Below are 9,729 nucleotides of genomic sequence, written 5' to 3' on the forward strand. Positions count from 1 at the left end.
GATGACGGATTACATCGCGGCCCGTATTGATGACCCACTCATCCACAGTTCAGCGCTGGCGGATTTTGTTGGTGCTGTCGTTGAAGGGGCGATTATCGCCGGGCTCCTGTTTGCTTGCTCTACGCCTGTCGGTGCAGTGTTGGCTGGCACGGCAATTGCCGTTCTGGTCTTCGGCGGCGGTCTGCAGGAAATCGGTGACGCCGCCGGGAGGCTGGTCGACAGCCTGATAGACCCCGGGCCCCCCGACGCGCATATCGTCACCGGCTCTGAGAACGTGCATATCAAGGGCAAAAAAGCCGCGCGTGCCGCCGGAACCGTGGATCGCGATTATCTGCTCGCGCCTCCTGCTCCTGAAGAGAGCATCGACTGGGCGGCTGTTGGCGTGCTGGCGCTGGCCACTGCGGCTGAAGCGGCAAAGCTCATCCTGACGCCCGGCGGCGTGACGATGGCGCTTGCCGAACGCGCCAAAGGTCTCACCCTCGATGACATGAAAAAGTGGGGATCGAACCTGTGGGAATCACTTTCGCAACCACTGGTTGAAAGTGCCGATCCCCATGCGACCCCGATGCCACTCGATAACGTCGACTGCAAAAAAGGCCATGCGGTCACCAGCAGTAACTTTATCGCCCAGGGTTCCAAAAGCGTCCTAATCAATAATCAGCCCGCAGCGCGCAATGGTGAGAAAAGCACCTGCGAAGCGGAAATCAAAGTCAGTGAAGATCCGCGGGTTCGCATCGGTGGTGACACCATCACCGTTCGCGATATCCGGAGTGGCAAAAACCAGCTGGCCTATATGCTGGGCGCGATTGTCGGCTCGCTGGGGGTTGCTGAACTGCCCAATCTGGCAAGAATGCTCTGCCGACGCATGCTAACCCGCAGCGTGCTGAAAAATATCGTCTGTGCTTTTGGCAGCGCGGTAGTTTCAGATGCGGTTTCTTCCGTTCTTATCTCCGCAGCGAGCACCGCTTTTCCGGTCAATATTGCCAGCGGCGCAAAGATCCTCGCCAAAGAGGAGGATCTCGACTTTGTGCTGCCGGATCGTATGCCGCTCTACTGGCAGCGTATCTACAACAGCCGCAACCGCGCCTCCGGCATGTTTGGCCCCGGCTGGATGATGCCGTTTGAGACGCGTCTTTACCGTCTGGCGGACAATCAGCTGATTTTCAAAGACATGAGCGGGCGCGAGCTGGGGCTTGGTGAAGTGCTCAGCGGCGATATGATCTCCTATCCGGACGAGGGGCTCAGGCTCTTCTCCAGCCCGAACGGTGCGATCGCGATCCAGACCGGCGAAGGCGATCATCAGGTCTATGAGCCGGATCCCACCCGCCCGGGCGAGTGGCGCATGCACCGCATCTACGACCGCCATGAAAACGCCCACTACTTCAGCTGGAACGAGCAGGGCCAGTTGGCGCGTATCTCCAGTGACAACGAAGCGCTGGATGTCGAACTTGAGTACGACGCCCATAGCGGGCGCTTACGCGCGGTTTACCAGATTGTTGACGGCGCACGCCAGCTGCTGGTGAGCTATCGCTACAACGACCAGGCGCAGCTGATTGCGGTCATCGATGCCGATGATGTGGTAACCCGCCAGTTTGGCTGGGATCGCGCCAGCGATATGCTGGCCTGGCACAGCTTCTCGACCGGCCTGAAAGTGCATTACCAGTGGCAGCCGAGTGCAGATGCAGAACACTGGCGCGTGAAGGCTTACCAGGTTCACGACGAGCAGGGCGCGGTGCTGGAAAACTGGCGTATCGACGCCGATGAGAGCAGACGCTACGCCCGCGTCAGCAATGATGAAGGCGTGGTCAGCGAACACTACTGGGATGAGATCTACCGCATCACAGCGTACACCGATGTGCACGGCGGTAAGTGGCAGTTCAACTGGGCGGGACAGTCCGAACAGCTATTGTCAGCCGTTCAGCCCGACGGCGGGCGCTGGGAGTATGCCTGGGACGATCGCGGCAATATGACACTGGAGCACGACCCGCTCGAACGCGCAACGCTGAAAACCTGGCATCCGCTGTACGACTTCCCGTTAAAAGAGGTGCTGCCGGACGGCGGCGTCTGGCAGTACGAATACAACCTGGCAGGCGATGTGGTGGCGCTGACCGATCCTGAAGGCGGCGTGACGCGCTTTGAGTGGAACGATCAGGGCGACTTAATCCGCCGCATTGATGCGCTGGAGAACAGCCACCGTTTCTGGTGGGATGCGCTGGGCCAGCTGATCCGCGAGGAGGACTGCTCCGGTAACCAGAGCCAGAATCAGTATGATGGTGCCGGGCGCCTTATCCGCAGCACCGACCCGCTCGGCAATACTGACAGCTACGTCTGGAGCCCCGCCGGTCGCCTGCAGACCTATATCCGTGCCGACGGGCGCGAGACGCAGTTCAGCTACACAAAATCCGGCCTGCTCTGCGGACAGAGCGTCGACGGCGTCAGCACGCGCAGGGTAAAACTCAATGCGCGCGGCCAGGTGACGGAAGCCACCGACCCGGCAGGGCATGTGACCCGTTTCCGCTTCAACCGGGCGGGCCGTCTGGTGACGCTCACCAACGCTAACAACCAGGAGTGGCGTTTCGACTACACCCCGACCGGGCTGCTGACCTGTCAGCAGGATTACGCCGGGCGGCAGACGGAGTATCACTACAACGCCGCGCAGCAGGTGGCTTCGCTTGTACGCCACCCGGAGCGCGGCAGCGACCTGCCGGCGCAGGTGCTGAATTACGAATATGACGCCCTCGGGCGCATGACGGCGCGGGAAACCCCGGAGCACCGCACCGAGTACCGTTACAGCGCGCTGGCCACCGAAATCCGCCGTTATGCCTACACCGAGTGGCGTCAGGCCGCGGTGGAGATGCGCGAGCCGGCGCACAGCGAAGCCATCATCCTCGCGCGTAACAAGCGTGGCGACCTGGTCCGCGAGGAGAACCATTCCGGCGTTTATCAGCATGAATACGATGCCTTAAGCAACCTCAGCGCCACCACCTTCCCGGACGGGCGGGAACTGAAGTTCCTGCGCTACGGCACCGGGCACCTGCTGGAGATGCAGCTCTCCCTGAGCGGCAAAACGCTGCCGGTCACCGGCTACCAGCGTGACCGCCTGCACCGTGAAACGCACCGCACGATGGGTGCGCTGGAGCTGGAGACGCACTACGACATGGCCGGGCGCATCACGCACCGGCGCTGTACCGACAACCTGCGCGACCGTCTGGTCTCGGAGCGCCGCTACCAGTGGGACCGCGCGGACCAGATAATCCGCCGCATGTACACCGACGGCGCACCCTCCACTCCGGCAGAGAAGTACCGTCAGTCCCTGTGGGGCTACGACGCGGCCGGGCGCATGACGCAGAGCCTGCAGCCGGAAGGTGAAGAGCGTTTCTGGTATGACGCCGCGGACAACCGCACCACGCCGGAACTGCAGCCGGTGTGGAACAACCTGCTGAAACGCCTGGACGGCGTCAGCCGGGAGTACGACGGTTTCGGACGTATGGCCGTGCGGCACGACACGCAGCGCGGCGTGACTCAACGCTTCAGCTACGACGACGAGCACCGTATAAGCCGGGTGGAAATCGACGGTGACGCGGAGTTCACAAAAGCCGAATACCGCTATGATGCCCTGGGCCGCCGCACGGAGAAACAGGTGTGGCGACGCCATGCCCGGAAACCGGAGCGCACGCAGTACGCCTGGTCCGGCCTGCAGATGGTGGGTGAAACCAGCGACAGTCACCCGGACGCAGCGGTGCAGTACATCTACACCGAAAACAGCTATGAACCGCTGGCGCGCGTCGACAGCCACGGTGAGCATGCGGAAATTTTCTGGTACCACACGGAACTCAACGGCCTGCCGGACAGCGTGACCGACAGCAACGGCGACACCGTCTGGCGCGGTGCTTCCACGGCCTGGGGCCGCAGCCTGCGCGAGAGCACACCGGTAAACTGGGACACCCCGCAGAACCTGCGCTTTCAGGGCCAGTACCTTGACCGTGAAACGGGCCTGCACTACAACACCTTCCGCTACTACGACCCGGCGGGCGGGTGCTATACGCAGATGGACCCGATTGGTCTGCTGGGCGGGCTGAATACGTATACGTATGTGGTTGATCCGCTGGGGTGGGTGGATCCGCTGGGGTTGATGTGTGGTAAAACAACTCCTGTTTATCGTGTCGAAACTGATGTTGTAGCAAGTCAAAGGATTTTTATTGATGAGTTAGGAAATATTACTATTCCCGATAGAGAAAGAATGTTGTTTTTAAACTTTGGTAGTAAAGAAAGAGCTGCTGAATTTCGTGGTATGGGTGATAAACAAGTTAAAACTTTCGAGGTTAAACAAACCTTCCTGGACAAACTACGGGAAACGTCTATGACTGAAAGAGAGTTAGGTAAATCTAAAAACAAAGCAGATCGAAACAGGCCATTACGAGTTGATAAAAAAACGCCTGATCAATATGGATTAAGGCCAGAGCAGATTAATGAATTATTGGAAAACATCATACAAGGTTCTGGGAGAACATTATGAATTATTTGGATGTGTTGAAAGTGTACTTAGAAGATGAGGGGGAGAGAATTTCCTCATCTTCTTGTCTTAAAAAAAATAATGGGTTTATCGTCGAGTATACTACAACTTGTCGTGCTGGTTGCGGCGATTTTATATTGCAAAAAGCGAGAGATATATTATTAACAATTAATCAGAATACTTTCCCTAAGTGGCCCGATCTAGATTTTTGGCTTGCAATTTTACCTAAGTGCTTTACTAGTTCTTTTTCAAGTGATGGTGACGATTGGACCTTTGAGAATTGGCTTTACTGGTTTGAACCTGAAAACAGATTCTGGTTTTTATGGAGCGTCAATGCGATAGACGAGACCCACTTAAAAATTAGTATATTAGTACACGAACACCCTTTTCCATCAGAAGCTTTAGAGGTTTTATTCATGAAATTGGGTACTGATGAATTGGAAGAGGTGAATATTTGTTCTTGTAAATAGCAAATCAGAGGAAATAATAATCATCATGTTTTTTTATTAGAGTTAATTTTTGGATATGTTTATAAACATAACTAATTGCAATAACGACTTTAAGGAATAATCTTTTTTTGAATCGAAATTTCAGTATATTAATGATACCTATACCACACCGGAACGTATGCAGTACGCCTGGTCCGGCCTGCAGATGGTGGGCGAAACCAGCGACAGCCACCCGGACGCGGCGGTGCAGTATATCCACACCGAAAACAGCTATGAGCCGCTGGCGCGCGTCGACAGCCACGGTGAGCACGCTGATATCTTCTGGTATCACACGGAACTGAACGGCCTGCCGGACAGCGTGACCGACAGCAACGGCGAGACTGTCTGGCGCGGCGCATCAAGCGCCTGGGGCCGCAGCCTGCGGGAGAGCACACCGGTAAACTGGGACACCCCGCAGAACCTGCGCTTCCAGGGCCAGTACCTGGACCGCGAAACGGGCCTGCACTACAACACCTTCCGCTACTACGACCCGGCGGGCGGGTGTTACACCCAGATGGACCCGATAGGGCTGGCGGGCGGGCTGAATACCTATACCTATGTGGTTGACCCACTGGGGTGGGTGGATCCGTTGGGGTTAATGTGTAAAACAGTGAGTAGCAATACTACCGAATCTATTTTTAAGGTTCAGGGAAGTACTCCGTCTAACGTCAACCGGGTTAGAATCATTTTAGATGAGTCTCGGAGTCATAAGATTCAGCGTGGGACATTGAATATTAATATTGGAGATAGTGCACATGCTCAATATTTTCTTGATATAAGGGAGGTTAATGCACATTAACTAAGATGAAAATATTTTAGTTATCTTAAAAAGATTCCTATTTTAGTAGTTTATCGCTTTTAAAGAAATGTAAGTTTCGTGAAAAATGGTATTGACCATTTGGATTTTGATGTTCATCAAGAAAGATAAAGTATCCTATTGTTAATCAACAAAATGCAGATGAATTGATATACTGTTTGATTGAAGATGGATATCTTTATAAGAAAAACAAGATTGCTGATGAATTTTATAAGCGATTATCAATACAAAATTCATGGTGGGGTATTTACGATCTTATGTCTGATTTTTATATTAACTTCGACGAGGAAAAAACTTTACCCACAATATGTGAAAAATATGCACTATGAATAGTATGTGCCACGAGATTGGGTGGGAGAATTACTTTATTTTTGTGCTGAGGATTTGTTAAATGATTGTCAATGTTTTTGGATAAGAAATTGTGTCGATCATAGAAAAGAATTATTGAAAAATTTATTTTTTATAATTAAGAGAATTTAGAAGGTGTGGAGGTTTAAATTAAATAATATTTATAGACTTAAAATAACGTCATAATAGATGTTAGGAAAAAAAATTGAATTATTTGTTAGTTTATTGATTTTTGAGAGGGCTGAGTAGAACTAGCACATTAGATGGTCAAGCGTCATATTAGAGTAATTAACTCCCATTTGTTAAAGCTAAACGTACGATACTATTGTGCCAGCAGCTTACTAAGGCAGTTTTAATTGTTCATTTTTTATAAGGTAACAACATAAACACTTTCCTTTGGTAGAAGGCTTCTTGCTTCGCTGATATTATCTGATTTAATTAATTTGTGTATGTCTCTGACATCTTTAGTTAAATCTGATATGTTAACTATCCATTTTTGACAGTAGTCAATTACGGCTTGATTCCGTAATCCGATCTGTATCGTACGATAATTAAGTTTATTTAGAAATATGTCTCGCTCTGGATCCCATTGTATAACGACGTCTGATTCTTTTATTTTTCTCTTCCATTCTGTATTCTGTTCTGTCTCATGGTGTTGATGCTTACTTAGTATCCCTTGAGAAAGGATCTCTTTAAAGCCTTGGTGGCTGAGGTCGATTGCCAAAATACGACTTTGATTATAGTCTTTTTTCCCCCATCCAGAACGATACATCATCCATAAAAAAGAGGGTTTAATCCATGTCATTCTCGACATGCTAAAAGGAGGAGAAACAAAGCTTTTATTATCAAGAGCACTGTCTGCAATATTGTCAGAGTATGCCTGGTAAACGCGAATAAAGTCTTCTGTATAGAATGCTCTAATCTCTTTTTCTGGTTGAGGGGCATTTATTGTGTTTTTTTTCATGAAATTCTCGCTCCAACTTTTACTATATAAGCTATATTTGTACTATCTTACCACAAATCATATTAAATTGAGTATGTTTAATATTTGATTTAGACAGCGAAGTTTCAGTTATTAAATTTTACAAATATCATTTTTAGTTAGATGACTTCATCTGTTAAGTATCAAAAATTGCGATAGTCATTGCCTTAAGCAACCTCAGCGCCACCAGCTTCCCGGACGGGCGGGAACTGAAGTCCCTGCCCTACCGGGCACCTGCTGGAGATGCGGCTCTCCCTGAGCAGCAACACGCTGTCTATTAAAAACGTGCGTATAATACTTGGTAAGATAAGAGATGATGTTGATTTTGGCCGCGCAGATATCGCTGCAGGTTACAGCCCAAATAATCCTAGACCTAGAGGTTATACATGGCATCATCATCAGGATTCTGGTTACATGCAACTTGTTCCTACTGAAATACATGACGCTGTAAGGCACTCTGGTGGCATTGCTACAAACAGGAGATAATAATGGTTAATATCGTGAACTATAATAGTCCAGCTAGTACAGAAGAAATCACAACTTTCGAAAAAAGAGTTGGCGGTTCCTTTCCTGAGGATTATAAAGATTTTTTAAAGAAATATAACGGAGGCCAACCAGTCCCGAATGCTTTCAGCTTTTATTCTGATAGAGATGATGGTTCTGCAGTTGATTGGTTTCTTAGTTTAGGGAAGGAGAAATATAGTAATTTACAAAAGTATTATGATCAGTATAAAGATAGGGTGCCTCAGGGATTAATACCAATCGCGCATGATGCTGGTGGTAACCTTGTGTTGATTGGTGTAAATGGACACCAAGGAATTTATTTCTGGGATCATGAGTTTGAGGCTGATTCGCCTGATATGTCTAATGTTTATAAAGTGAGTGAGACTTTTACTGAATTCCTGGGTAACCTTCACGAAATAGAGTTGTGATTTTGCAGTGACCAATATGTTGTTACCTGCCTTTATTTTTGATAAGCGAAATTGCTTTCAACGAGCTTCTGTTACTAGCAGAGCAAACTACAACATTCTTGAAAGAAGATGACTTGGTGAAGTTAACGACGTATGGGCCAAAATTTTCAGTAAAGGAGGGTGGTAATGAATACAAACTATGTATTTGAACCGATAGATTTTATTTTTACAAATTCTTTTTTTAAAGGTTTATCTGCAGAAGATGTTAAAAGTTATGTGATTACAGATTCTTTGAGGGACGCCTGTGAATTTGCTTTTGAGAAAAATCTACCCGCGCCATATAAAGTCTGGGAGGATGTTATTGAAAATAATATAAAAGATTTAAGGGTTCATGATAAGTTTGATGATGCGGAAGAGGTTGTTAATGAATATTTAGCAAACTTACAAATCCAACATGCTGGTGTTTTATTGGAACACAGGAAGAAAAAAGTAAAAAAACTCAACACCGGTTATGATGATTTTTTATTTTCTGATGCTCGCGAAGATGCTTTTTTTGTTCTCTCCACAGTGGCAATAAATAGATTCTTAGATAATCCTCTACGCAATAACCTTTTTGAGGAAATATTTGACTGCTATAAAAAAGGCGGCTGGCCCTGTGGTCTTAAAGGCCATGACCTGATCGTATTTGATCCCAGTGCTTTAAAGAAATAAGTGTTCTAACAGCCCCGTCGGACCCCGCCATTCTGCATTCGTACCGACGGGCGCGAAACACGGTTTGCCTACACTGAGTGGCGTCAGGCCGCGGTGGAGATGCGCGAGCCGGCGCACAGCGAAGCCATCATTTTGGCACGTAACAAGCGTGGCGACCTGGTCCGCGAGGAGAACCACTCCGGCGTTTATCAGCATGAATACGATGCCTTAAGCAACCTCAGCGCCACCACCTTCCCGGACGGGCGGGAACTGAAGTTCCTGCGCTACGGCACCGGGCACCTGCTGGAGATGCAGCTCTCCCTGAGCGGCAAAACGCTGCCGGTCACCGGCTACCAGCGTGACCGCCTGCACCGGGAGACGCACCGCACGATGGGCGCGCTGGAGCTGGAGACGCACTACGACATGGCCGGGCGCATCACGCACCTGCGCTGCACCGACAACCTGCGCGACCGTCTGGTTTCGGAGCGCCGCTACCAGTGGGACCGCGCGGACCAGATAATCCGCCGCATGTACACCGACGGCGCGCCGTCCACCCCGGCGGAGAAGTACCGTCAGTCCCTGTGGGGCTACGATGCGGCCGGGCGCATGACGCAGAGCCTGCAGCCGGAAGGGGAAGAGCGTTTCTGGTATGACGCGGCGGACAACCGCACCACGCCGGAACTACAGCCGGTGTGGAACAACCTGCTGAAACGCCTGGACGGCGTCAGCCGTGAGTACGACGGTTTCGGGCGTATGACCGTGCGCCACGACACGCACCGGAGAGTGACGCAGCGCTTCAGCTACGACGACGAGCACCGTATCAGCCGGGTGGAAATAGACGGCGACGCGGAGTTTACAAAAGCAGAATATCGCTACGACGCCCTGGGCCGCCGTACGGAAAAACAGGTGTGGCGACGCCATGCCCGGAAACCGGAACGTATGCAGTACGCCTGGTCCGGCCTGCAGATGGTGGGCGAAAC

At 50.6% G+C, this 9,729-nt stretch carries 7 protein-coding genes and 1 pseudogene; 7 read left to right on the forward strand and 1 reads right to left on the reverse strand.

Annotation, left to right across the window (positions count from 1 at the left end; genetic code table 11):
- Position 1: 1 nt before the first annotated feature.
- The 3 genes from IAE50_RS18950 (at position 2) to IAE50_RS18960 (ending at position 5,800) form a co-directional block, all read left to right on the forward strand.
- Positions 2-4,516, forward strand: a complete 4,515-nt coding sequence (locus tag IAE50_RS18950; protein ID WP_200580955.1) for an RHS repeat-associated core domain-containing protein — start codon at positions 2-4, stop codon at positions 4,514-4,516.
- The gene (locus tag IAE50_RS18955; RefSeq protein WP_200135031.1) at positions 4,513-4,983 is read left to right on the forward strand and encodes a hypothetical protein; all 471 of its coding nucleotides are present in this window, start codon (positions 4,513-4,515) and stop codon (positions 4,981-4,983) included. Before IAE50_RS18950 ends, IAE50_RS18955 begins: the two co-directional genes overlap by 4 nt.
- 157 nt (positions 4,984-5,140) lie before the next feature.
- Positions 5,141-5,800 (forward strand): RHS repeat-associated core domain-containing protein, encoded by a 660-nt coding sequence (locus tag IAE50_RS18960; protein WP_375287647.1) that lies wholly within the window; start codon positions 5,141-5,143, stop codon positions 5,798-5,800.
- Between the two features lie 733 nt (positions 5,801-6,533).
- Here IAE50_RS18960 and IAE50_RS18965 read toward each other — a convergent pair.
- Complete coding sequence (locus IAE50_RS18965) at positions 6,534-7,130, reverse strand: DUF4291 domain-containing protein (protein ID WP_200135032.1); 597 nt, start codon at positions 7,128-7,130, stop codon at positions 6,534-6,536.
- Positions 7,131-7,391: 261 nt separating this feature from the next.
- Here IAE50_RS18965 and IAE50_RS26755 point away from each other — a divergent pair, with 261 nt between their 5' ends.
- The 4 genes and pseudogenes from IAE50_RS26755 to IAE50_RS18985 all read left to right on the forward strand — a co-directional run.
- Positions 7,392-7,634, forward strand: a complete 243-nt coding sequence (locus IAE50_RS26755) for an HNH endonuclease (RefSeq protein WP_200135033.1) — start codon at positions 7,392-7,394, stop codon at positions 7,632-7,634.
- A gap of 2 nt (positions 7,635-7,636) precedes the next feature.
- Positions 7,637-8,080, forward strand: coding sequence for an SMI1/KNR4 family protein (locus IAE50_RS18975; protein WP_200135034.1), 444 nt, complete (start codon positions 7,637-7,639; stop codon positions 8,078-8,080).
- 165 nt (positions 8,081-8,245) lie between these two features.
- A complete protein-coding gene (locus tag IAE50_RS18980) occupies positions 8,246-8,770 on the forward strand; it encodes a hypothetical protein (protein ID WP_200135035.1) in 525 nt (174 codons plus the stop codon).
- Positions 8,771-8,869: 99 nt separating this feature from the next.
- A pseudogene (locus tag IAE50_RS18985) lies at positions 8,870-9,729 on the forward strand (RHS repeat protein); the annotation flags it as partial.

It is taken from the genome of Kosakonia sp. S42 (assembly GCF_016624785.1).
Classification (GTDB): Bacteria; Pseudomonadota; Gammaproteobacteria; order Enterobacterales; family Enterobacteriaceae; genus Kosakonia; species Kosakonia cowanii.